This is a genomic window from Gulosibacter sp. (genome assembly GCF_052090685.1).
Taxonomy (GTDB): Bacteria; Actinomycetota; Actinomycetes; order Actinomycetales; family Microbacteriaceae; genus Gulosibacter.
Window position 1 is genome coordinate 42,788 of sequence record NZ_JBQDBE010000007.1, and the last position, 20,204, is coordinate 62,991.

General features: G+C 61.6%; 23 protein-coding genes and 1 tRNA gene. 10 read left to right on the plus strand and 14 right to left on the minus strand.

Going from position 1 to position 20,204, the window contains the following annotated elements:
* Positions 1-11: 11 nt before the first annotated feature.
* The 6 genes from ACTHXA_RS05960 to secE all read right to left on the minus strand — a co-directional run bounded on the left by ACTHXA_RS05960 (position 12) and on the right by secE (position 5,260).
* Positions 12-434: an organic hydroperoxide resistance protein gene (locus tag ACTHXA_RS05960; protein WP_441670357.1), complete on the minus strand. Its 423-nt coding sequence runs from the start codon at positions 432-434 to the stop codon at positions 12-14.
* A 50-nt stretch (positions 435-484) separates the two neighbouring features.
* Positions 485-1,906, minus strand: a complete 1,422-nt coding sequence (locus ACTHXA_RS05965) for an MFS transporter (protein WP_441670359.1) — start codon at positions 1,904-1,906, stop codon at positions 485-487.
* 233 nt (positions 1,907-2,139) lie between these two features.
* On the minus strand, positions 2,140-2,829 hold the full coding sequence (gene rplA / locus ACTHXA_RS05970) for a 50S ribosomal protein L1 (RefSeq protein ID WP_441670361.1): 690 nt from the start codon (positions 2,827-2,829) through the stop codon (positions 2,140-2,142).
* 115 nt (positions 2,830-2,944) lie between these two features.
* Entirely contained in the window at positions 2,945-3,379 is a 435-nt protein-coding gene (rplK, locus tag ACTHXA_RS05975; RefSeq protein ID WP_441670363.1) for a 50S ribosomal protein L11, read from the minus strand.
* 162 nt (positions 3,380-3,541) lie between these two features.
* Positions 3,542-4,450 carry a transcription termination/antitermination protein NusG gene (nusG, locus tag ACTHXA_RS05980; protein WP_441670365.1) on the minus strand — a complete coding sequence of 303 codons (909 nt, stop codon included), beginning with the start codon at positions 4,448-4,450 and terminating at the stop codon, positions 3,542-3,544.
* A gap of 75 nt (positions 4,451-4,525) precedes the next feature.
* Entirely contained in the window at positions 4,526-5,260 is a 735-nt protein-coding gene (gene secE, locus ACTHXA_RS05985) for a preprotein translocase subunit SecE (protein ID WP_441670367.1), read from the minus strand.
* A 187-nt stretch (positions 5,261-5,447) separates the two neighbouring features.
* On the opposite strand from secE, the gene ACTHXA_RS05990 reads away from it, so the two are divergent.
* Positions 5,448-5,520 (plus strand) — tRNA-Trp (locus ACTHXA_RS05990).
* 167 nt (positions 5,521-5,687) lie between these two features.
* Positions 5,688-6,887 carry a pyridoxal phosphate-dependent aminotransferase gene (locus tag ACTHXA_RS05995; protein ID WP_441670369.1) on the plus strand — a complete coding sequence of 400 codons (1,200 nt, stop codon included), beginning with the start codon at positions 5,688-5,690 and terminating at the stop codon, positions 6,885-6,887.
* Between the two features lie 407 nt (positions 6,888-7,294).
* Here the strand turns inward: ACTHXA_RS05995 and ACTHXA_RS06000 are convergent, their stop codons facing one another.
* The 5 genes from ACTHXA_RS06000 to ACTHXA_RS06020 all read right to left on the minus strand — a co-directional run bounded on the left by ACTHXA_RS06000 (position 7,295) and on the right by ACTHXA_RS06020 (position 11,167).
* Entirely contained in the window at positions 7,295-8,086 is a 792-nt protein-coding gene (locus ACTHXA_RS06000) for a hypothetical protein (protein WP_441670371.1), read from the minus strand.
* A 34-nt stretch (positions 8,087-8,120) separates the two neighbouring features.
* On the minus strand, positions 8,121-9,179 hold the full coding sequence (locus ACTHXA_RS06005; RefSeq protein ID WP_441670373.1) for a UDP-N-acetylmuramate dehydrogenase: 1,059 nt from the start codon (positions 9,177-9,179) through the stop codon (positions 8,121-8,123).
* Entirely contained in the window at positions 9,176-9,598 is a 423-nt protein-coding gene (locus ACTHXA_RS06010) for a MaoC/PaaZ C-terminal domain-containing protein (RefSeq protein ID WP_441670375.1), read from the minus strand. Before ACTHXA_RS06010 ends, ACTHXA_RS06005 begins: the two co-directional genes overlap by 4 nt.
* Positions 9,595-10,047: an FAS1-like dehydratase domain-containing protein gene (locus ACTHXA_RS06015; protein WP_441670377.1), complete on the minus strand. Its 453-nt coding sequence runs from the start codon at positions 10,045-10,047 to the stop codon at positions 9,595-9,597. Before ACTHXA_RS06015 ends, ACTHXA_RS06010 begins: the two co-directional genes overlap by 4 nt.
* A gap of 196 nt (positions 10,048-10,243) precedes the next feature.
* A complete protein-coding gene (locus tag ACTHXA_RS06020) occupies positions 10,244-11,167 on the minus strand; it encodes a class II glutamine amidotransferase (protein ID WP_441670379.1) in 924 nt (307 codons plus the stop codon).
* Between the two features lie 316 nt (positions 11,168-11,483).
* On the opposite strand from ACTHXA_RS06020, the gene ACTHXA_RS06025 reads away from it, so the two are divergent.
* The 5 genes from ACTHXA_RS06025 to ACTHXA_RS06045 all read left to right on the plus strand — a co-directional run bounded on the left by ACTHXA_RS06025 (position 11,484) and on the right by ACTHXA_RS06045 (position 14,375).
* Positions 11,484-12,140, plus strand: coding sequence for an HAD-IA family hydrolase (locus tag ACTHXA_RS06025; protein ID WP_441670381.1), 657 nt, complete (start codon positions 11,484-11,486; stop codon positions 12,138-12,140).
* Between the two features lie 63 nt (positions 12,141-12,203).
* Positions 12,204-12,554 (plus strand): hypothetical protein, encoded by a 351-nt coding sequence (locus ACTHXA_RS06030; protein WP_441670383.1) that lies wholly within the window; start codon positions 12,204-12,206, stop codon positions 12,552-12,554.
* A gap of 53 nt (positions 12,555-12,607) precedes the next feature.
* Positions 12,608-12,997 carry an aspartate dehydrogenase domain-containing protein gene (locus tag ACTHXA_RS06035; RefSeq protein WP_441670385.1) on the plus strand — a complete coding sequence of 130 codons (390 nt, stop codon included), beginning with the start codon at positions 12,608-12,610 and terminating at the stop codon, positions 12,995-12,997.
* 333 nt (positions 12,998-13,330) lie between these two features.
* Complete coding sequence (locus ACTHXA_RS06040; protein ID WP_441670387.1) at positions 13,331-13,534, plus strand: cold-shock protein; 204 nt, start codon at positions 13,331-13,333, stop codon at positions 13,532-13,534.
* A 265-nt stretch (positions 13,535-13,799) separates the two neighbouring features.
* Positions 13,800-14,375 (plus strand): flavin reductase family protein, encoded by a 576-nt coding sequence (locus ACTHXA_RS06045; RefSeq protein WP_441670389.1) that lies wholly within the window; start codon positions 13,800-13,802, stop codon positions 14,373-14,375.
* A gap of 46 nt (positions 14,376-14,421) precedes the next feature.
* On the opposite strand, the gene ACTHXA_RS06050 is transcribed toward ACTHXA_RS06045, so the two are convergent.
* Complete coding sequence (locus ACTHXA_RS06050) at positions 14,422-15,036, minus strand: hypothetical protein (protein WP_441670391.1); 615 nt, start codon at positions 15,034-15,036, stop codon at positions 14,422-14,424.
* A 311-nt stretch (positions 15,037-15,347) separates the two neighbouring features.
* On the opposite strand from ACTHXA_RS06050, the gene ACTHXA_RS06055 reads away from it, so the two are divergent.
* Positions 15,348-16,331: a LacI family DNA-binding transcriptional regulator gene (locus ACTHXA_RS06055; RefSeq protein ID WP_441670393.1), complete on the plus strand. Its 984-nt coding sequence runs from the start codon at positions 15,348-15,350 to the stop codon at positions 16,329-16,331.
* A 76-nt stretch (positions 16,332-16,407) separates the two neighbouring features.
* On the opposite strand, the gene ACTHXA_RS06060 is transcribed toward ACTHXA_RS06055, so the two are convergent.
* Both ACTHXA_RS06060 and ACTHXA_RS06065 read right to left on the minus strand, forming a co-directional pair.
* Positions 16,408-17,106 carry an ABC transporter ATP-binding protein gene (locus ACTHXA_RS06060; protein WP_441670395.1) on the minus strand — a complete coding sequence of 233 codons (699 nt, stop codon included), beginning with the start codon at positions 17,104-17,106 and terminating at the stop codon, positions 16,408-16,410.
* Positions 17,103-18,173, minus strand: coding sequence for an ABC transporter permease (locus ACTHXA_RS06065; protein ID WP_441670601.1), 1,071 nt, complete (start codon positions 18,171-18,173; stop codon positions 17,103-17,105). The genes ACTHXA_RS06060 and ACTHXA_RS06065 overlap by 4 nt, the downstream gene beginning before the upstream one ends.
* Before the next feature lie 164 nt (positions 18,174-18,337).
* On the opposite strand from ACTHXA_RS06065, the gene ACTHXA_RS06070 reads away from it, so the two are divergent.
* Together ACTHXA_RS06070 and ACTHXA_RS06075 are read left to right on the plus strand one after the other, a co-directional pair.
* Positions 18,338-19,543 (plus strand): ATP-binding protein, encoded by a 1,206-nt coding sequence (locus ACTHXA_RS06070; RefSeq protein ID WP_441670397.1) that lies wholly within the window; start codon positions 18,338-18,340, stop codon positions 19,541-19,543.
* Positions 19,518-20,144 (plus strand): response regulator transcription factor, encoded by a 627-nt coding sequence (locus ACTHXA_RS06075; protein WP_441670399.1) that lies wholly within the window; start codon positions 19,518-19,520, stop codon positions 20,142-20,144. Before ACTHXA_RS06070 ends, ACTHXA_RS06075 begins: the two co-directional genes overlap by 26 nt.
* The last annotated feature ends 60 nt before the right edge of the window (positions 20,145-20,204 follow it).

The window sequence follows — 20,204 nt, forward strand, 5'->3', positions numbered from 1 at the left end:
TCAGTGAGCTCCTATTCAACAACGTTGATTGTCACGTCAACGTTTCCGCGGGTTGCGTGCGAATAAGGGCAAATTTCCTCGTGGGCGACGCGCGCGACTCCCTCAGCCTCTTCCTTAGAGAGCTTCGGAGCGAACACATCGTGCGTGACCTCGAGTTGGAAACCCGTGGGTTCACGCTCGCCGATCCCCACCGAAGTGGAGACGCCGGCGTCGGTGGTGTCCTTACCGAGCTGCTTACCGGCTGCATGGAATGCTCCGAGGAAGCATCCCGCATAGCCAGCAGCAAATAGTTGCTCGGGGTTCACCCCTTCGCCACTGCCGCCCATCTCCTTCGGTGGGCGGGTGTCGAAGTTGATTTGGTCATCCTCTGAACGAACGTGGCCGTCGCGGCCACCTCCGCTTGCGTGTGCAAGGGCCGTATAGATCGTGTCCATGGCTAGTACGCTAACTCCGTTTGGTTACGACGAACTGTGAATTACGGGACTTAGTGCGAGATTCGCACGTTCTCGGGGATCGGGTCCCCGGGTTTCCATTCGTCCCACTTGCCGGAGTCCTCCATATCTCGACCCAGTGGGATGCCGTGTCGGTTGCGCAGCAGAATGGATCCGACCAGGCCCACCGCCGACATGATCATGAGGTAGACCGCTGCGCCTTCCCAGGCATTGTTGTTCGCTTCGAAGATGCCCTGCACGATCAGTGGTGCGAATGCGCCACCGATGATCGCGCCGATCGCGTATGTGATCGAGACGCCCGAGAAACGTACGGATGCGGGGAACACCTCGGCGTACCAGGCCGAAAGCGGTCCGTAACAGAAGCCGAGCGGGATGCCGAGGAGGCAGGTTCCGAGGATGAAGTAGATCGGGTTTTCGCCTCCCATCACCACGAGTGGGAAGAGTGCGCCCGCGGCGAAGATCATCAGGATGTAGCCAATGATGAACACCGTTTTCGCGCTGGTCTTGTCGGCGATATAGGCACCTAGATAGGTGAATATTGCCCATGAGATTGCGGCGAGGTTGAGAAACAGGCTGACCTGACCACCATCCATACCCACAACTCCGCCTTCTTCGAGCGGCGTGGATGCGTACTTCTGGACGACACCGCCGACGAGCATGTAGCCGACGGCGTTGTCACCGGCGAACACGAGCGCCGCCAGCAGCACGATCAGCGGGAAGCGCTTGAAGAGCACCGGAATTGGTGCGGATTCCTTCTTCGCGGTGACGAGGATCTGCTTGAAGACCGGCGATTCCTCGATCGAACGGCGCACGATGTAGCCGATCAGGATCAGCACGAGCGAGAAGAGGAAGGCGATGCGCCAACCCCAGGCGGTAAACGCTTCTTGCCCCATCGTGACTTGGAGGACCGTGAGCATCCCGGTAGCCATCAGCATCCCGAATGGCACGCCGAGCTGGGGCCAGGCACCCGCACGGTTTCGACCACCCACGGGAGCGGTCTCCACTGCCATCAGGGCCGCGCCGCCCCACTCACCACCGGCAGAAATACCCTGCAGGACGCGCAGCAAGAGCAGGATGACCGCGCTCATTGCGGCGAACTCTCCGGTCGGCAGCACACCAATCAAGGAGGTTGCCACACCCATGAGGATCAGCGTGGCCACGAGCACCGGCTTGCGACCGAACTTGTCACCGAAGTGGCCCGCGAGGAACGCTCCCAGCGGGCGAAAGAGAAAGGACAAGCCGATCGACGCAAATGAAATCAGCGTCGGGCCGGCTTCACCAAAGGCCTCTCCCATCGGCCCAAAAAACTGCGGGCCAAAGATCAGTGCCGCCGCGAAGGCGTAGATAAAGAAGTCGTACCACTCGACGGTGGTACCCACGATTGTTGCGGCGAGTACTTTTCGCCGCTCGGTCTTGGATGTGCCGACAAATTCCGTCGGCGTTGATTTCGTCATTCAAAGACTCCGCTGTCAGAAAGAATGATGTGAATCCGGCACTCATTACCGGCGCCAGATCAGGACGTCTTCGTCCACGCCACCCAATCTACCCCATAACGAACGGTCAGTCAGTAATTCGCTGGACGGAATACAACGAGGCCCCGCATCCGGATTGGATGCGGGGCCTCGTTGTCTACTTGCCAGCGCTTCACGCCCTGGGGGCTCGACGCAGTTACCGCGAGAGCGGCTGTTTAGAACACCGATACGTCAAGCGGGATCGACGGACCGAAGGTCGTCGAAACAGCAGCCTTCTGCACGTAGCGACCCTTAGCCGATGACGGACGAAGACGGATGACTTCTTCGAGTGCAGCCTCGAGGTTCTGCACGAGCTGCTCCTCCGAGAAGGATGCCTTACCTGCGATGAAGTGGAGGTTGGCGTGCTTGTCCACGCGGAACTCGATCTTTCCGCCCTTGATCTCGGTGACAGCCTTGGCTGCATCCGGGGTCACGGTACCGGTCTTCGGGTTCGGCATGAGGCCACGAGGACCAAGCACCTTACCGAGGCGACCGACCTTACCCATCATGTCGGGGGTAGCAACTGCCGAGTCGAAGTCGGTCCAGCCGTCAGCGACCTTCGCGATGAGCTCATCCGAACCCACCTCGTCAGCGCCAGCTTCGATAGCGGCTTCAGCGGCCGGGCCCTGTGCGAACACGATGACGCGAGCGGTCTTACCGGTGCCGTTGGGAAGGCTCACGGTACCGCGAACCATCTGGTCGGCCTTGCGGGGGTCGACAGCGAGGCGCATTGCAACCTCAACGGTGCTGTCGAACTTGGGCGACGAAGTCTCCTTCGCGAGGCGCGCTGCCTCGGCGACGGTGTAGACCTTGTCGGCGTCAATCTTTTCTGCCGCGGCGCGGTACGCCTTGGACTTCTGTGCCATGTTTTGCTCCTTACAAGAGTGTGCGGTTGACGAGCTTGGCCAGCTCTCCCGCGGAATAATTCAAGCGTCGCGCCGAAGCCGCATGCTTCGTGGGATGGCGACGATGAGGTGGGGCTTACGCGCCCGTAACCTCGATGCCCATCGAACGAGCGGTACCGGCGATAATCTTCGCGCCAGCTTCGATGTCGTTCGCGTTGAGGTCAGTCTTCTTCGTCTCGGCAATTTCGCGGCACTGGTCCATGGTCATCTTGCCGACCTTGTTGGTGTGCGGAACGCCGGAGCCCTTCTTGACTCCAGCGGCCTTCTTGATGAGCTCTGCTGCGGGTGGCGTCTTGAGCAGGAACGTGAACGAGCGGTCCTCGTACACGGTGATCTCGACCGGAACCACGTTGCCGCGCTGCGACTCAGTGGCGGCGTTGTACGCCTTGCAGAACTCCATGATGTTCACGCCGTGCTGACCCAGCGCCGGACCAACCGGGGGTGCGGGGTTCGCGGCGCCAGCCTGGATCTGCAGCTTAATCAGACCCGTGACCTTCTTCTTCGGTGCCATGTGTTTTCCTTCTTTCGTGCGAGCTCGTGGGTTGCGGCCCAGTTGCTCTCCCGGGAGCCCGGCCGTTCCGGGTTCCGGTGGTCATGCATCCGCTCTCAACGGATGAAAATTGGGGTGCGTCCGCTTTGCAAGGGTGCAGCGTGGATGCGTCGGGTATCGGTGCTAGAGCTTGGATACCTGATCAAAGGCAAGTTCGACCGGCGTCTCACGCCCGAAGAGCGAGACCAGCGCGGTGAGCTTGCCGCTGACCGGGTTGATTTCGCTAATTGAACCGGTGAGGCCCTCGAAAGAGCCTTCCTTGATCGTGATCGTCTCGCCGATCTCGTAGTCGACTTCCGCAACCGGAGCCTTACCCGCTCCGGACTCGGCCTTCGCACCGTCCGCTGCTGCAGCATCCGGCACGTCGACAAGACTCTTAAGCATCTCAAATGCTTCCTTGAACCGCAACGGGGTGGGGTTGTGAGCGTTCCCCACAAAGCCGGTGACGCCGGGGGTGTGGCGAACCACGGACCAGGTGTCTTCGTTGAGTTCCATGCGCACGAGGACGTAGCCCGGGATGCGCACGCGGGTCACCATCTTGCGCTGACCGTTCTTGATCTCGACGACGTCCTCCATCGGGACCTGGACTTCGTAGATGTAGTCCTCGACGTCCATCGTCTGAGCGCGCTGGTTCAGGTTGTCGCGCACCTTGCGCTCGAAACCGGCGTAGGTGTGGATGACGTACCACTTGCCGGGCTTCATCCGCAGCTCACGCTTGAACTCGGCGTAGGGGTCGACCTCTTCGACTTCACCCTCATCGGTAGTCGCGGCAGCCTGAGCTGCTGCTTCCTCCGAGGTGTCAATGTCGAGCACGTCATTGACGAGCGCGTCAACCTCAGGGTCGCTTACCTCGCTGGTGACGTCGGCCTCATCGCTCGTGTCGTCATACTCAGCGTCGGACTGCTCAATGATCGAATTGGGGTCGACCTCTTCGACATAGTCGCCCTCCTGCGCCTCGTGCACTTCGGAGTCCTGCTCCTCGGCAGAGTCGAACAGGTTGTTTGGGTCAGAAAGATTGCGGTCTTCAGCCATGGTGAATCAGCTCGCTTCGGTCTTCGGTGGATGCATCGGGACGGGCCCGAGCGTTGAATGCTTTGGGTGTGGGCCCTATGGAACGGGCACCGTCTGGACGGGTTGCTCTGCGGGGGCTTGCGGGAAGAGATCCTGACCTTCGCCGAATACCCAGGAAGCCAGGTAATTGAAGACAAAGTCAAAGAGTGCCACGAGCCCCATCACGATGATGAGGAAGACGAGTACCACGAGGGTGTAGCGCCACAGTTCCTTGCGGGTCGGAGTGACAACCTTTTTCAGCTCCGCCATGACCTCGCGGAAGAACCGCGCCAGACCATTTTCTTTCTTCTCTTTGGGCTTGGCCTGAGCTTCCGCGCGAGTGGCGGTCTTACCCTGCTTCTTGCGCTTGTCCTTCACCGCGGTCTTTGACGCCGCAGTGCCTGCGACAACTGCAGAGCTCTTCTTCGATTTCGCGGCAGCTACCTCGTCGTCTTCGTCGGCATCGTCGTCCGAGTCATCTTCGGCGGCCGAGTCATCGTCAGCATCCGAGCCCGAAGCATCGTCAGCGGCGGAGTCCTCATCCTCAGACTTGGCGTCCAACTGCTCCGCAACATCCGCGTCCGAATCAGCGAGCTCGCTCTCGTCGCTGTCCTCGGAATCGGTAACCGCATCCTTCACCGAAGGCTTTTCACCGTCGGCACGTTCAGCGACGTCCGCGCCTTCGGCGGCATCAGAACCTTCCGTCTCGTCAGTCGCATCGGAGTCAACAGTGTCACCGTTCGGCTCGGTGATTTCGTCGTCACGATTATCGCCAGACGTGCCAGTCGCCACGCGGATTCCCTTCGAAGTATTGTGTCCAGCGCCCCTGGCCAAGCAAAATTGGTTTCCAGGCACGCCACATGATGCCGTTTGGCAACCAAACCAGGTTACGTCACCCGTTCAACACTGTCGAGTTAGCCGAGTGGATTCTGCCCCCAGGATGGCGTAACCTAGTTGAGTTGTCGAGCGCGACGACCGTAGGGCGGTAGCTCAATTGGCAGAGCAGCGGTCTCCAAAACCGCAGGTTGCAGGTTCGATTCCTGTCCGCCCTGCTCACCGGCCGGATCCCCACAAGGGATCGGCCGGTTCTTGCTTTCCGACTGCATCCTGTGCCACGACGTTCTCAGGCGATTGCTCCCTGTGCATCCGCATACCTGTCTCTCGTATTCCTGTGCAGTAGAGGTATTGCCGGACACTCGGCGTAGGTAGTCTGGTAGCCATGACTGATTCACGTCTTTCGCCCCGTATCGCTAATATCGCACCTTCCGCGACCATCAAGGTCGACACCAAGGCCAAAGCTCTCAAAGCGCAGGGTCGTCCTGTGATTTCGTACGCTGCCGGTGAGCCTGACTTCGCCACTCCCGAGCACGTCGTTGAAGCCGCGCTCGAGGCGGTCAAGGATCCGAAGAATCACAAGTACACGCCAAATGTCGGTTTGCCGGAGCTGCGTGACGCGATCGCCGCGAAGACTCGTCGTGACTCAGGTCTCGATGTCCCCGCGAGCCGAGTGCTGGTGACCAACGGTGGCAAGCAAGCTGTATTCGAAGCAATCCAGGCCGTTATCGCCGACGGTGATGAGGTGCTCGTCCCCACACCGGCGTGGACTAGCTATCCGGAGATGATCGGCGTTGCTGGCGGTAAGACTGTCGAAGTATTCGCTGGCGCAGACCAGGGTTACAAGGTGACTCCGGAACAACTCGAAGCTGCCTACACCTCCAAGACCCGCGCCATCCTATTCGTATCGCCGTCAAACCCGACCGGCGCTGTCTACAGCGAGGAAGAAACTCGCGCGATCGGCGAATGGGTCGCGTCCAAGGACATCTGGGTCATCGCCGACGAGATCTACCAGAACCTCACCTATGACGGGGTCCGCGCGATCTCCATCGTCGAAGCCGTGCCCACGCTCGACAACCGCACGATTCTCGTCAACGGAGTCGCGAAATCCTTCGCAATGACCGGCTGGCGCGTTGGCTGGATGGTTGGCCCGGAAGACGTCATCAAAGGCGCCGCCAACCTGCAGTCTCACCTCACGAGTAACGTCAACAACATCGCGCAGCGGGCCGCGCTTGCTGCGCTCACTGGACCTTCGGAACCGATCGAGGCTTTCCGTGTTGCCTTCGACCGTCGCCGCAAGCTCATCGTTGACGAGCTCACCAAGGTAGAGGGCGTGACCGTGCCAGTACCGCAGGGCGCGTTCTACGTCTACGCCGATGTCTCAGCACTGCTAGGTCGCGAATACGACGGCAAGGTCATCGACACTTCGCTCGACCTCGCCGACTACATCCTCGACAAGGCCGAGGTCGCTGCGGTTCCTGGTGAAGCCTTCGGACCTTCCGGATACCTGCGCTTTAGCTACGCACTCGGCGACGAGCAGCTCGTCGAAGGTATTCAGCGCCTGCAGAAACTGTTCAACCAGTAGGCTGCGCTGCTGGCAGAACACGGTTCCCTCGACAACGCCGAGCTCGCTCTTTGATGTAGCGGACTCGGCGTTGTTGTGCTGGTGGGTGCTGTCGTGCGCCGCGGTGCTGTGCCGTGCCGTGCCGTCGTGCGCTGACGGGGCGCGCAATCATTGCAGCTAGCGCTCATCATGGGCCGCACTCCAACCATGATGAGCGCTAACGCCCATGACTACGTGGGCGAGCAGCAATGCACACGTGCGCTAGCGAAAATGATCACCGCAACCATTGCAGCTAGCGCTCATCATGGGCCGCACTTCGACCATGATGAGCGCTATCACCCATGATCACGCGAGCAAATGGCGAAGAGCACGCGGGAAAAGGCCGCGATTACGTGTCGGCCGCACGGCAAATACCTGAACGCCAACGCCTAAAACTCGAACGCGACCTGCTCGTACATGGCAATGAGTTCTTCGTTGTCCGCGACGGAGTAGGCATCCCACAACACGATGTGGAAGCGCACCTGGGTCAGCGGCATCACGCGTTCAATGAGCCACAGCTCGCCGCCATTGCAGCCGGTCACCTTTGAGACGAGCACTTCGAGCTTGGTGTCGTCGGTGCCGGTCAGCGTGTCCACAACCGGCTCCCCCTGCTGGGTGACGTTGCTCCCGCTCGAGCATTCGTCAGAGACGCGATTCAGTTGCGCGTGCGTGAGCGCTTCGTCCGATTGCGGCGTATTGAACACGCTCGTCTGCCAGACCTCGATCGTGGCCGAATAGTCAGGACTCACCGCGGTGAACTGATCCGGCCGGTTGATGATCTGCTGCTCCGACCAGTCGCCGAGTTCCGGCGGCACAAGGGTCACGTCCTCCGGGAAGTACGCATCCACATCAATCGGAACCACATCCCCCGGCGCCACGGTGTGCGGCGGATTGGTGGCGTCCGGTCCGATCAGGTCGGTTTCCTCCGGCGCTGATTCCGTCGGTTCGGTGGTCTCGGCAGCATCATTGTCCGGGTCGAGCGCGACCGGTTCGGTCGAGTTCCCCCACAGCATCACGAGCGCCACGACCAGCGCAATCACCACGAATCCCGACAGCACCGAACCAATCACGAGGCCGCGCGGTCGACGGCGAGCCGCCGCATCCTCAGCCGCCGGTTTCGTCTCGGAGTCCTTCGGAAACCGCGGCTCGGGCGGGCGGAATTCGTAGTCGCGAGGGCTCATAGGTGCAGCGTATCGGCGCGGGCCGCCATTGTCGCTAAACCTCGAGACCGATCAGATTCGGCTCCGGGATGAGAAGCACGCCAAATTCCTGCTGCACCCGCGCCCGCACGTATCGCGCCAGTTCCACGACCTCTTCAGCCGTGGCACCGTTGTGATTCGTGATCGCAAGCGTGTGCTTTGACGAAATCGCGGCCCCAGAATTCGGCAGCGCGAAGCCGCGCTTCACGCCCGAATGATCAATCAACCACGCCGCAGAAAGCTTCGTCAGCTTCTCGCCGTTCTCATCTTCACCGGCATCAAACTTGGGGGCTTCATAGGGAAGCTCGCGAGCGAATTCGTGCCGAACAATCGGGTTCATAAAGAACGAACCACTCGAACGAGTATCGGGGTCGGATGCGTCGAGCACCATCCCCTTCCCGGCACGCAAGCGCAACACCGCTTCCTGCTGCGCCGCGACATCGACGCGGTCACCGATTTCCACGTTCAGCGCCTTCGCAAGTTGCGCGTAGCGAACGGGTGCGCCCGGAACCGCATCCGCGTCACCGGCAACTCGCGCGAGCCGGAGCTCGACTCGCAGCACGAGCCCTCTGCGCTCGCCCCGTTTCAGCACCGAAGTGCGATACCCGAGCCCCAGTTCGGATGCGTCGACCCACTCGACCTCACCGGTATCCGCGTCGAGGAGCTCGATTCGCGTCAGCACATCCGACAGCTCTTGCCCGTAGGCACCGATGTTTTGCACCGGAGCGGCACCCACGGATCCGGGGATTCCGGCGAGCGCTTCGATGCCGCTGAGCCCGTCCGCTACCGTTCGGGCAACGAGGTTCGTCCATGACTCGCCAGCTTCCGCGCGGACGAGAACGTGACCGTTCGCATCCTCAAACTCGAGGCCCCGGGTCACGATTCGCAGCACCTGCCCCGCGAAGCCGTCATCGCTCACGACCGTGTTCGAGCCGCCAGCAATGATGAGGAAGCTCTCGCCAGAATCGACGAGACTTCGATAGGTCTCGGCGAGCTCTTCCCGAGTCGCCGGCGCCAGGATCTCCGCTTCAGCCTCGGACACGGCCATCGTGGTGAGTTCCGCGAACGTCGTCATACAGCGAACCGTGTGCGCACCTGCGCTTTTCCGAGCACCGCTTTGCCGTCGTACTCCACCGCAAGGTCGATTCGTCCGATGCCGTTTTCGTCAGCAGTTGCGCCGATCGTGGCGGTGATCTTAACGTCGGCTCCGGCGACAGGGTCCACCACCACGGGGCGGGTGAACTTCACCTGGTACTCCACGACTCGGCCCGGGTCGCCGAGCAGCTCGACGACTGGCTGCACCGCGGCGCCCATAGTCAGCATCCCGTGTGCGAGCACGCCGGGAAGATCGACCTCGGCAGCGATATCGTCGCGGTAGTGGATGGGGTTAAAGTCCCCCGAGGCACCCGCGTAGCGAACGAGTGCCTCCCGGTCGAGGTGGAGGTGGCTTTCGGTGATGACGTCGCCGACTTCAGCGTGAATCAGATCGGTCATGCCTGCTCCTCCGTTCCGATCACGAGTGTCGCGACCGAAGTCACGACGATCTCGCCGTTAATGTCTCGAATCTCGGTGGTTGCCTGAATCATGTTGACCCGACCGCGCGCGATCACGCGCGTGACCTCGAGCGCGGTGGTGAGCTGGTCACCTGCGAGCACCGGGCGGGCAAACTCGTATTTCTGATCACCGTGAACGACGTTCTTCAATTCGAAGGTCACCATCGGATCGGCAAGCAGCAACTGCAGACCGCGGTCTTGCAGCACCGCCGTAAATGTTGACGGCGCGACCAGGTCGGCGTAGCCGGCATTTCGGGCCGCTTCGAGATCGGTGTGGATGGGATTCGTAGCGAAGACCGCGCGGGCAAACTCACGCACGTGTTCGCGACCGACCAGATACGGCTCGGGAAGCTCGAATCGACGGCCCATAAGTTCAGGGTTCACAGTCACCCCACCAGTCTACGAGCACGTGCGCTGAGAGAGCCATTCGCACGGGCGTGTGCGGCTCAGTTCGCGCGCCGGCACTCGCCCCGTCGCCCGTTCGCCGGCTGTTGCCTGCGCCACGTTGGAAATCCAGGTCACGAATGTCTGACTAGCTTTGGGGACTGGTCACATATGTGACCAAGATTTTGTTGAGTGGGGGCACCTAGATCGCCCAGTTATATTCACCGGTCTGACGCTGGCGGCGTGGCGCGAGATCGTAGATTGTCGCGTCATTGAGTGCCGTGGGTTCGAGTCGGGATGCGGTCTGCGTGCTATCGAAGATCTTCCGCTGTGTGAGTTCGAGCGTGTCGAGATCAACGCGGGTGATCGTGTCGTCAGGCACCCGGCTCCAACCGGCGAGGTCGATTCCAGTTGACGAGAACACCGTGGTGCCGTCGGCAGCCTGGTGCATCGCGAGCTTGTAGTAGTGCTCACGGTGGTCGAGCGGCAGCTGCTCGGGGTCGATGCCGTAGCTGCGGAAAGTTTCGTCGTTCACAAACGCGGTCGAGTTGGCGTGGACCACGATCAGCTCGTCCGCGGTGAGTACCACCGCGTTTAGGCTCGCCACCGGGAACGTGGCGCGCAGTTTCTGCAGCGCACTCACGACGCCATCGGCGACCGTGCCACCGGCTTCGCGGATCTCTTGCCGCACAAACGCGAAATAGAGTTCGGAGTCCGTTGATCCTTCGACATCGTCATAGGACTCGGGCTTCAACAATTCGCGGAAAATCTCGACCGGAATAATCGTGCCGTTGTGGGCAAACGCGAACTCCTCTTTAAGGAAGGGATGCGTATTGACCTTGGTGCGCTTGTGCGAGTCGGTGGCGAGTCGCAAATGCACGAGTCGCGCGTTCGAGGCATCCTCGGTAATCGCAGATTCAAGCAGCGGGTCGTGCTGTCCGGGCGTGGACACCCGCAGCGACTCAACCTCGGCGCGATTCTCGCCGGGACCGGCGGCGAGCCAAGCGGTCCCCCAACCGTCATTGTGAACGGTGGTCATTCGCTGGAAGGCTCCGGCGTTTTCTGCGCCGATCACCTCCGAGACCGTGGTCTCCCGGGGTGCGGCGTAGGCGAGCAGTCGGCACATGACTTCTTCCTTTCGCTGCGGTCGTGCTGCACTTCTCTTGAAGAGTGCGATTCGGCCATCCTCTCATCGGCTCCTCAAAGCCGCGATGCGGGGCGACTAACGGCGTCACATTTCAGTTTTAGTGAGACAATGAGGCCGTTATGATTCGATACTTGCTTCCCGCATCGGCGACCCCACCGCCGGAAATGAGCAGTTCCGGCGACGCCCTTACATTCTGGATTGCTGGCGCCCTCATGGTACTGGTCTTCGGCGGCTTGGTATTGCGAGTATTGCTGCGCAACCGACTCAAAAAATAGCGACTCGCTAGGAGGCGACCGTGCTTGACCTCACCGTTTCGGGGCTCCTGCTCGATATGGACGGCACACTCGTCGATTCCAACGCACTCGTCGAACAGCTCTGGAGCGAATTTGCAGCGACGCACGGCGTCGAGTTCGAGCGCATCATGGCGTTCTCCCACGGCCGCCCTTCGATTGACACGGTTCGCGAATTCCTCCCCGAAGCCTCGACAACGGTCCAGCAGCGCGAGCGTGATCATATTGAGGCGGAAGGCCTCATGCGCACGCATGGTGTGGTCGAGGTTCCCGGCGCGGCAGCGTTTCTGGCCCGGGCAAGCGCGGCAGAGATTCCCGTAGCAATTGTCACCTCAGCGCCACGCGAGCTCGCGATCAAGCGCTTCGCTGCGGCCGATGTGCCGTTCCCGCCACTCGCGATCACCGCGGACGACATCACCGCCGGGAAGCCGGACCCGCAGCCTTTCGCACTCGGCGCCGAACTGCTCGCGATCCCGGCCGCTGCCTGCGCCGCCTTCGAAGACTCCGGCGCGGGGCTCGCCTCGGCGCGCCTTGCCGGAACCGCCGCGATTGTCGTAGGCGACTATGACGGACCCGAAACGGTCGGCATCCCGCGCATCCAAAACTGGTACGACGTGGCGATTTACCGCACGGATGCGGGCTTCCGCATCCACACCCTGTAGACACATACCTCGTAATCCACCCCGTAGAGGCCTCGCGCAACTGCCCGTGCGTACGATGACGATATGACTGACATTCTGCTCATCGGGTACGGCACCATCGGTCAAGACCTCGCGACGCTGCTCGCACCAGAGCTCGAGCGGGGTGAACTGCGTATTCTCGGCGCGCTCGTGCGCAATCCGGATAAGCAGCGCGACCCCGCCCCAGGTATTCCCCTCTTCGACGACGAAGCGTTTTCGCAAGCACTGAGCCGGGCCGACCTCGTGGTGGAATGCGCGGGTGTACCCGCCGCCAAGTTCTACGGGCCGAGGGTGATTGGCGCCGGTGTGGACCTGTTGTTAACCAGCGTCGGTGCGCTGGCAGATCCGGATGCGCGGCTCAGGATGCTATCCGGTCCGGGAAAGCTGACGGTCTAGACACCGTCGAGATCCGCACTTCGAAACTCGCTTCCGCGCTCATTCGTCCGTGGATGAATGAGCGAGAGCGCACCAGGCTGGAGCAACTCCGCCCCGAGGACGGCGCGTTCACGCTCTTTGAAGGCGATCCGCAAGCGGCAATTAAGAAGTTCCCCGCGAATGTAAATGTCGCCATTGCCCTCGCGTGGGCAACGCAAGAGCGTGTGCCCCGTGGCGCGAGCCCTGCCGAACGATCGGCGGCGCTCGACCGGGCACTCAAACGGGTCAAAGTGAGTATCGAAGCAGACCCGCAGGCAACCCAGAGTCGCCACGTGATCCGCGCATCCGGAACCGCAGGCGACTACGAGTTCACGCTTGAAAACGCGCCCTCGCCAAGTAATCCGCGCACGAGCGGGCTGACTGCGATGTCCGTGGCCCACAACATCCGCGAAATATTGATCTAAACATTCTCCCGGATTGAGTTACGCAACTGAGATTCCTCGGGTAGTGTTGAACACGAATGCGAAATTCCCCGGTTGCAGTGATTCATAGAAATCCGGACTTATTCGCAAAGTTTTGACGATGGATGGGGACCACATCGTTCCCGAGTAATCCGTCCGTTATCGTCTGTTGCTATCGCACTCGCCTCGCGAGATGTTCGATATCACGCACCACACACCCGCTCTGCGCACGCAAGGTTGCGTGCGCCACATCGAGCGCCCACAAGCTTCACGATGGCAAATCATCGTGAAAAACCGAATCGCGAACGCGGTTCAGCACAACGAAGGAAAAAACATATGCCAACTGGCACCGTCAAATGGTTCAACTCGGACAAGGGCTACGGCTTCATTGCTCCCGACGACGGATCGGCCGACCTGTTCGCACACTACAGCGAGATCGAGGGTCGTGGACACCGCAATCTTGAAGAAAACCAGAAGGTCGAATTCGAGACCGAGCAGGGCCAGAAGGGCCCGCAGGCGACTAACATTCGCGCCCTCTAATTCGATTCTCTAGCTGAAGAAGTAGGGGCGGTTTCGCCTCCGGCTTCATCAGCGAGGTGTGGCGGGTAATCCTTCGGGGTTACCCGCCACACCTCGTTAAGGCGCGGTCTGCAGCCGGTTGCTAGCGCACCATCCTGAATCTCGACCGCGTAATTATTCGTTACAGAGCTACCTTTTGCTTGCCGTTTCAACCACACTCGTCTGTGTAGCCTCCAAGCGATCGCGCTTCGCGTGACTTGGCCCCCAAGATGAAACAGTGCATTCAATGACAAAAGTAATTCGACCGCCATACCTCAAAGGCAGCATCACGGAAGCCGACTTCCGCGCGCAGGAACAGGCGTCGGTGGATGAATTCAAGAACGTCTTCCGTAACCACCCCGGTGGCGTCGCACTCATCACCGCAGACGATGGCAATGGCCCGGTAGCTCTCACGGCAACCTCGGTATTCTCGATCTCGGTTGACCCGCCGCTACTTGGGTTCTCGGCCTCCGCCATCTCCTCGAGCACTCCCACACTGCTGCAAGCTGAAACCGTGGTGGTGCACTTCCTGACGCAGGAGAACCTCGAGCTCGCCAAACTAGGGGCAACCAGCGGCATCGACCGTTTCGCCAACACAAGCCTGTGGGGCCGTCTCGAGACTGGTGAGCCCTACTATCACGGCGTCAAGACCTGGGTCCGCGGTGAAATCGTGTCTCGACTCGAGACCGCGGGCGGCACCCTCCACGTGGTGCGAGGACTATCAACCTCACTCGCAGAGAGCGCCGGCGAAGACCCCTTCGCGCCAATCGCCTACGTCAACCGCACCTGGCACGCGCTTACCGGTGGATCCTCGCTCTCCTAATCGCCAGGGCGTAGTCGCTCGACGAATCGCGAGCCCACCCAAGTCGCTAACTGCTCGTCGTGTCGGATTCACCTCGCCGTTCGGCTTCTTCCTTAGCCCGCTGCGCATCCGCAATGCGCTCTTGGTCGATCGCACCGGTGTGCGCTTCACGGTAGTCGGGCGGCGACTCTTGCCGGGATTGCCGTGAGAACTCGCCACCCGTGCGTCCACCGAACGGGCGGCCGTGGTCGGCATACTCGCGACGCTGAAATGCGAAGGAGTAGCCTGCGATCTTGAAACCGCCACCGTGGCGAAGCCGCGCACCTTTCGGTGCGTCATCGTACGGGGATTCTTCGCCTGCCGAAGAGGTTTCCGTCTCCCCCATCGAATCGAGCACATACTCGTCGGAATCCGTGTGCGTAATCGTGGCGTGATGCGGCAAAAGCCCTTCCAAGACCACGTCATTGTCCGGCGCGGAGCCAATCTTGGTTACTTCTCGCGTGAGATGAAACACCGGTGCGTCTTCGCCCCGTTCAAAACCGATCATCACCAACCGCGGCTCACCGGCGCCATAGGCGCTGTGGGTCGTGGGTCCGCTGCCGAAGTGAGGCGGATCAGAGTGGGCAAGATCCGGAAGATCGGGGTGGCGCTGTCGGTTCACACCATCGTCAAGTTCAGTCATCGTCGACACCTCAATTCAGATTCGGTGGCGATCAGAGCCCCGGCCGCCACCAGTGCGTTCCAGATCAGCCTGGACCAATCCGGCGTAGATCCACACTAAGCCGCAAGCCGCAAGGCTTGCTCAGAACGGTTGCCATAATTGCGGTTCTTCGGTGCTTGGAGTGCAGAACTGTACGAAATGCTCACCATGACGAAACTATTTCCGCGTGAATACCGACCGCTCACGGTAAAATCCAATGAATTCGGGCGATTTCGTCCGATTAGCATTTTCCCTGATTCAACGGAGATCGACGGATGGCGCCCTACAGTCGCATGACGCTTAAAGAACTCGCAGCACTCGCTGGAGTTACGCCCTCGACGGTGTCACGCGTGCTCAATGACCCCAGTGGTGCCGCCACGAAATGGGCAAGCCCCACAACCGCGCAAAAGATTATTGATCTCGCGGAAGAGACCGGCTACGCGAAGAACCCCCACGCGGCATCCCTTCGAACCAAGCGATCCGGGATCATCGGCGCAGTCCTCCCCCTCATGCACGACTACGTGCTGGCGGCGATATACGCGGGCATTGACGAGGTCGCAATCGAAAAGGGATATTTCGCGATGGTGACCCACTCCCTCGACCAGCCTGAGCTGCGCAGCGCGAGAATCACCCAGCTGCTCGATCGCCGCGTGGACGGCATCCTGCTCGGTGATGCGCATCTCGAGGATCCCACCGTCGAAAAATTGCAAGCACGAGGGTTTCCCTTCGTACTGGTGAACCGCACCTCGGGCACCGCGATCTGCGCCACCTCGGATGACTATCGCGGCGGGTACCTCATGGCCGAACACTTTGTGAAACAGGGCTACGATTCCATCGCGATTCTGGCGGCAAATAAGGATGTGTCAACCAGTGTTAATCGCGAAAGTGGCTTCCGCGATGGGTTGCGGGAGCTGGGCTTCGATATGTCCAAGGTCACCACGGAGTATTCGGGCTTCAGCGTCGAAAACGGCGCCGAGACCATGACCCGCATCCTCGATAGCGGTCAGCGACCTCGTGCCGTATTCGCGTTGAACGACTTCTCGGCGATCGGTGCGATTGGCGCGATCCGCAGTCGCGGCTTGAGCATCCCCACGGATATCGCAATTGCGGGCTACAACGGCACGCCGCTGGCAAGTGGCATCGGGCTCACCACCATCAACGCACCCCTGCACGAGATGGGTCGGGAAGCCGCTCGCCTGCTCGACCGGATGCTGCGCAAAGAAGAAGTCGAGTCGGTGGTGTTGCCGGTCGAGTTGGTTGTCCGCGAGACTGCTTAGCGCGTCGGCGGACGAGCGCGTGGATGGACGCACGCGCATCCGGACCAGTGCTCAGCCGGACCAGTGCGCCGCCGAACTAGTGAACCGGCACAAGATCAGCTTGCGCCAGCTTCCCATCCACTAATTCCACAACCGAGTGCATCTGCGGCAGGTGCACGAGATCGTGCGTGACGAGCATCGTCGCGGTGTCGAGCTGGTCCGTCAGATCGAGAATGAGCTGGATGATCTGCTCGCCTCGGTCTTGATCGAGCGCGCTCGTGGGTTCGTCAACGAGCAGCACGCTCGGGTCGTTCATGAGCGCTCGCGCAATGTTCACGCGCTGACGTTGGCCGCCCGAGAGCTGGTGCGGTCGCTTGTCTGCTTGCGAAGCGAGGCCAACCGCAGCCAGCAGCTCATCGGCTCTGTCAGCGGCTTTCGCACGCCGCTTCCGACTTCCGCGAGCGCCGAGTTCGTTCATTGCGCACAGCTGCTCCCGCGCGGTGAGGGAAGGGATGAGGTTCGACTGCTGGAAGACAATGCCGATCTTCTCGCGCCGCAGCGCCGTGGCTTCATCGAGGCTTAGGGTGGAGGCTTCGATCTCGTCGATCATGACCTTCCCCGAATCGGGGCGGATGAGTGTGGCCGCCACCGCCAGCAGGCTTGATTTGCCGCTGCCGCTCGGTCCGGTGATGCCGGTGACGGTGCCGGGATGTGCGGTGAGCGAGACGTTGTCGACGGCGGTGATGCGGGATTCCCCATCGGGGAAGGTGAGGGTGATGTGGTCGAGACGGATCATCGGTTGCTCCCTAGTGCGGTGAGTGGATCTGCGGATGTGACGGAGCGCAAGGCAAAGGCTGCTCCGGCAAGGCCCAAGAGGGTCATAATGGCGCCCGGAACGAGCGTGGTGAGCGGTGACAGTACGAACGGCAGCGCTTGTCCGGCGAGGAGTCCCAGCCCAACCACCACGGCGAGCCCGATCCCGATACCGAGCAACAGCACGATAAGTGCTTGCCCGAGGGAGTCTTTGACGAGAGATCGCGTGCTCGCGCCGAGTGCTTTGAGCACCGCAACGTCTCCTTTTCGCTGCATTGTCCACACCGTGAAGAAGGCGCCGATTACGAGCCCCGAGATGCCGAAGAGCATCCCCACCATGAGCAGCAGCGAGCCGATTTCCGACCGAAATGCGCTCAGTGCGAGCAGCGTCCCGACAAGGTCCTCTGCCGAGGTGCCGTGCGCGGCGTCTGCGGCTTCCCAATCGGGATTGCCCGAGACCGCGAGCACGGTGGCGTACGCATCCGGGTTCCCGGTCGCGGCCGCGAAGTGTTGCCAATCGGTGAGCGTGATCTGTGCAACGGCGGTGTGGCTATACCACCAGTCGCCGCCGATGGTCTCAACCGTGAATTCGTGGCCGGCGACGGTGACCTTGTCGCCGACATCGACGCCAAGTTCTGCCGCTGCGGGTTCCGCGAGCGCGATCATATTCGAGTCGGTGGGCGCCGTGTCGGCGTAGGAGGGTTCGACGCCGAAGAGCGCGATGCTCGTGCGCGCATCCGCGGTTTCCACGCGGGTCTGGGTGATTCCGATCGGCTCGACTGCGGTGACGCCCTCGGTGTCGGCCCACGCGGTGGCCTGGTCTTCGGTGACATCGGAATCCGAGAAGCTGGCCCCCGATTCGACCAGTTCCGGCGTCGAGAAGACCACCCGGTCACCGGGCATCGAAACCACGGCGGAGATGTTCTGGTTCGCAAGTCCCCCCGTCAAACCGCTGAGGAATCCGACGAGCACAGTAATGAGCGCGACGACGGAGCCGATGAGGATGAATCGGCCGCGGGCGAAGCGCAGGTCGCGAAGGGCGACAAACATAATGCGTTCCTTTCTTGCCACCGGTTGGGTGACTGCATCCAGACTCGTCTTCGCCGCGCTTCGGAACATCGAGCATCCGCAGGGTCGCATCCGGCCGACAGTAGAGTCGGCCATTCCTTCTTTTGGAGGATGCTCGCAGCCGGCGGGCTGCGTAGGGTTCGGCTATGCGCAGTTCTCTTCCATCGCGGGTTGACGTCGCGATGGAGGTCGGGCTGTCCCTGCTCTTTCTCGGTCTCGCGGTGCTGCCGATTTACCGGAGCATTCAAGAACCCGCGGGCCACAGCATCCCGGTGCCGGTGCTCTGCGGGTTGCTGGTCCTGGGCTACTTCGCGGGCCAACGGTGGGCGTTCGGGCTGCGAGTAAGCGCGGGCGCGCTACGGTATTTCTGGCTTGCGGGGCTGACGGTGCTGTGGGCGGTGCTGGTCATGCTGATTCCCGAAGGCGCCTACCTCGTCTTTCCGCTGTTCTTCCTGTATCTGCGTGCCCTCGGAGCGGTGGTCGGGACCATCGCGGTGCTGCTGACCACGGGGATAGCGATCGCGGCGTTGAGCTATCACAACGGGTTCAGCCTTGCCGTGTTCGCGGGGCCGTGCGTGGGTGCCGCCGTGGCGATTGCGATCGGTCTGTCCATTCGTGCGCTCCACCGCGAGGTGCAAAAGCGCGAAGAGGTCCTGCGTGAGCTGCGTGCCGCGCTCGACCAACTCGACGCCGCCGAGCGCGAAGCGGGCGTGATGCAGGAGCGCGCCAGACTGGCTCGAGAAATCCACGACACCGTCGCGCAGGGGCTCGCGAGCATCCAAATGCTCTTGCACGCCGCCGACCAGGCCGATCCCGACCGACCGGGTGTGGAACACATCCGGCTCGCTCGCGATACCGCGGCCCAGAACCTTGCCGAAACGCGGCGGTTTATTCGCGAACTCACCCCGCCGAATCTGGACGCTGATGGGCTCCTTGCCGCGCTCGAACGCCTCGCGGAGAGCCAGTGGCGGCCACAGGGCCTTGCCGTAAAGGTGCGCGGCGATGAGGGCGAGGGCCTGCCGATGCCGGTACAGACTGCACTGCTGCGAATCGCGCAGGGTGCCGTGGCGAATGTGCTGCAACATGCGCACGCCCAGACTGTGACGCTCACCGTGTTAAGGGTCGAGAACGCGGTCACGTTCTCGGTCAAGGATGATGGGGTGGGCTTCGATGCGGAGAGCGTGAGTGAGGCAGCCGCCGAGTCGGAGTCCTTTGGGCTGCGTGCGATTCAGGAGCGTGTGGAACAGCTCGGCGGTACGCTCCACGTCAGGTCTTCCGCCGACACTGGAACCTCGATTACTGTCCGTCTCACTCTTGAGGAGCCTCATGATTCGTCTCGTCATCGCCGATGACCACCCGATCGTGCGGGCCGGGCTGCGCGCGCTCTTCGATCTCGAATCGGATCTCGAGGTGATCGCCGAGGCCGCGACTGCGCAGGAGGCGATTCGTATCGCTGAGCGCGACCTGCCCGATGTGGTGCTCATGGACCTGCAGTTCGGTCCGCACGGCTCCGCGGGCGGCGCTGAAGCGACGCGCGCAATTCGGGCGCTTCCGGAGGCGCCGTACGTGCTCGTGCTCACGAACTACGATTCGGATGCGGACATCCTGGGCGCCGTGGAAGCGGGAGCGAGCGGCTACCTCCTCAAGGATGCTCCCCCGCACGAACTGGTGGCTGCGGTTCGCGCGGCTGCCGCAGGTGAGAGCGCGCTCGCGCCGATGATTGCGGGGCGCTTGCTCGACCGGATGCGCGTGCCCCAGGCTTCGCTATCGGCTCGAGAAATTGAGGTGCTGCAGCTTGTCGCTCGTGGGAACACCAACGGTGAGATTGCGGCCGCGCTGTTTCTGAGCGAAACCACCGTAAAATCCCATCTCGGCCACGTGTTCACGAAGCTTGGGGTGACCACCCGCACCGCAGCGGTTGCGGAAGCCCGCGAGCGAGGCATCCTGCGCTAATTGCGCACACAGTCGTAACTTTGGCGCTGTCGAGTGCGCATTCTGCGCCGCGGCGAAGTA

Coding starts and splice junctions, on each gene's coding strand:
- ACTHXA_RS06060 (WP_441670395.1), bottom strand. CDS start 17,106: ATGATCCGTCTCGACCACATCACCCTCACCTTCCCCGATGGGGAATCC.
- ACTHXA_RS06045 (WP_441670389.1), top strand. CDS start 13,800: ATGACAAAAGTAATTCGACCGCCATACCTCAAAGGCAGCATCACGGAA.
- ACTHXA_RS05995 (WP_441670369.1), top strand. CDS start 5,688: ATGACTGATTCACGTCTTTCGCCCCGTATCGCTAATATCGCACCTTCC.
- ACTHXA_RS06020 (WP_441670379.1), bottom strand. CDS start 11,167: ATGTGCCGACTGCTCGCCTACGCCGCACCCCGGGAGACCACGGTCTCG.
- ACTHXA_RS06005 (WP_441670373.1), bottom strand. CDS start 9,179: ATGACGACGTTCGCGGAACTCACCACGATGGCCGTGTCCGAGGCTGAA.
- ACTHXA_RS05965 (WP_441670359.1), bottom strand. CDS start 1,906: ATGACGAAATCAACGCCGACGGAATTTGTCGGCACATCCAAGACCGAG.
- ACTHXA_RS06000 (WP_441670371.1), bottom strand. CDS start 8,086: ATGAGCCCTCGCGACTACGAATTCCGCCCGCCCGAGCCGCGGTTTCCG.
- ACTHXA_RS06055 (WP_441670393.1), top strand. CDS start 15,348: ATGACGCTTAAAGAACTCGCAGCACTCGCTGGAGTTACGCCCTCGACG.
- ACTHXA_RS06070 (WP_441670397.1), top strand. CDS start 18,338: ATGCGCAGTTCTCTTCCATCGCGGGTTGACGTCGCGATGGAGGTCGGG.
- nusG (WP_441670365.1), bottom strand. CDS start 4,450: ATGGCTGAAGACCGCAATCTTTCTGACCCAAACAACCTGTTCGACTCT.
- ACTHXA_RS06010 (WP_441670375.1), bottom strand. CDS start 9,598: ATGACCGATCTGATTCACGCTGAAGTCGGCGACGTCATCACCGAAAGC.
- ACTHXA_RS06030 (WP_441670383.1), top strand. CDS start 12,204: ATGACTGACATTCTGCTCATCGGGTACGGCACCATCGGTCAAGACCTC.
- ACTHXA_RS06040 (WP_441670387.1), top strand. CDS start 13,331: ATGCCAACTGGCACCGTCAAATGGTTCAACTCGGACAAGGGCTACGGC.
- ACTHXA_RS06035 (WP_441670385.1), top strand. CDS start 12,608: ATGAATGAGCGAGAGCGCACCAGGCTGGAGCAACTCCGCCCCGAGGAC.
- ACTHXA_RS06050 (WP_441670391.1), bottom strand. CDS start 15,036: ATGACTGAACTTGACGATGGTGTGAACCGACAGCGCCACCCCGATCTT.
- ACTHXA_RS05960 (WP_441670357.1), bottom strand. CDS start 434: ATGGACACGATCTATACGGCCCTTGCACACGCAAGCGGAGGTGGCCGC.
- ACTHXA_RS06075 (WP_441670399.1), top strand. CDS start 19,518: ATGATTCGTCTCGTCATCGCCGATGACCACCCGATCGTGCGGGCCGGG.
- ACTHXA_RS06065 (WP_441670601.1), bottom strand. CDS start 18,173: ATGTTTGTCGCCCTTCGCGACCTGCGCTTCGCCCGCGGCCGATTCATC.
- rplA (WP_441670361.1), bottom strand. CDS start 2,829: ATGGCACAGAAGTCCAAGGCGTACCGCGCCGCGGCAGAAAAGATTGAC.
- rplK (WP_441670363.1), bottom strand. CDS start 3,379: ATGGCACCGAAGAAGAAGGTCACGGGTCTGATTAAGCTGCAGATCCAG.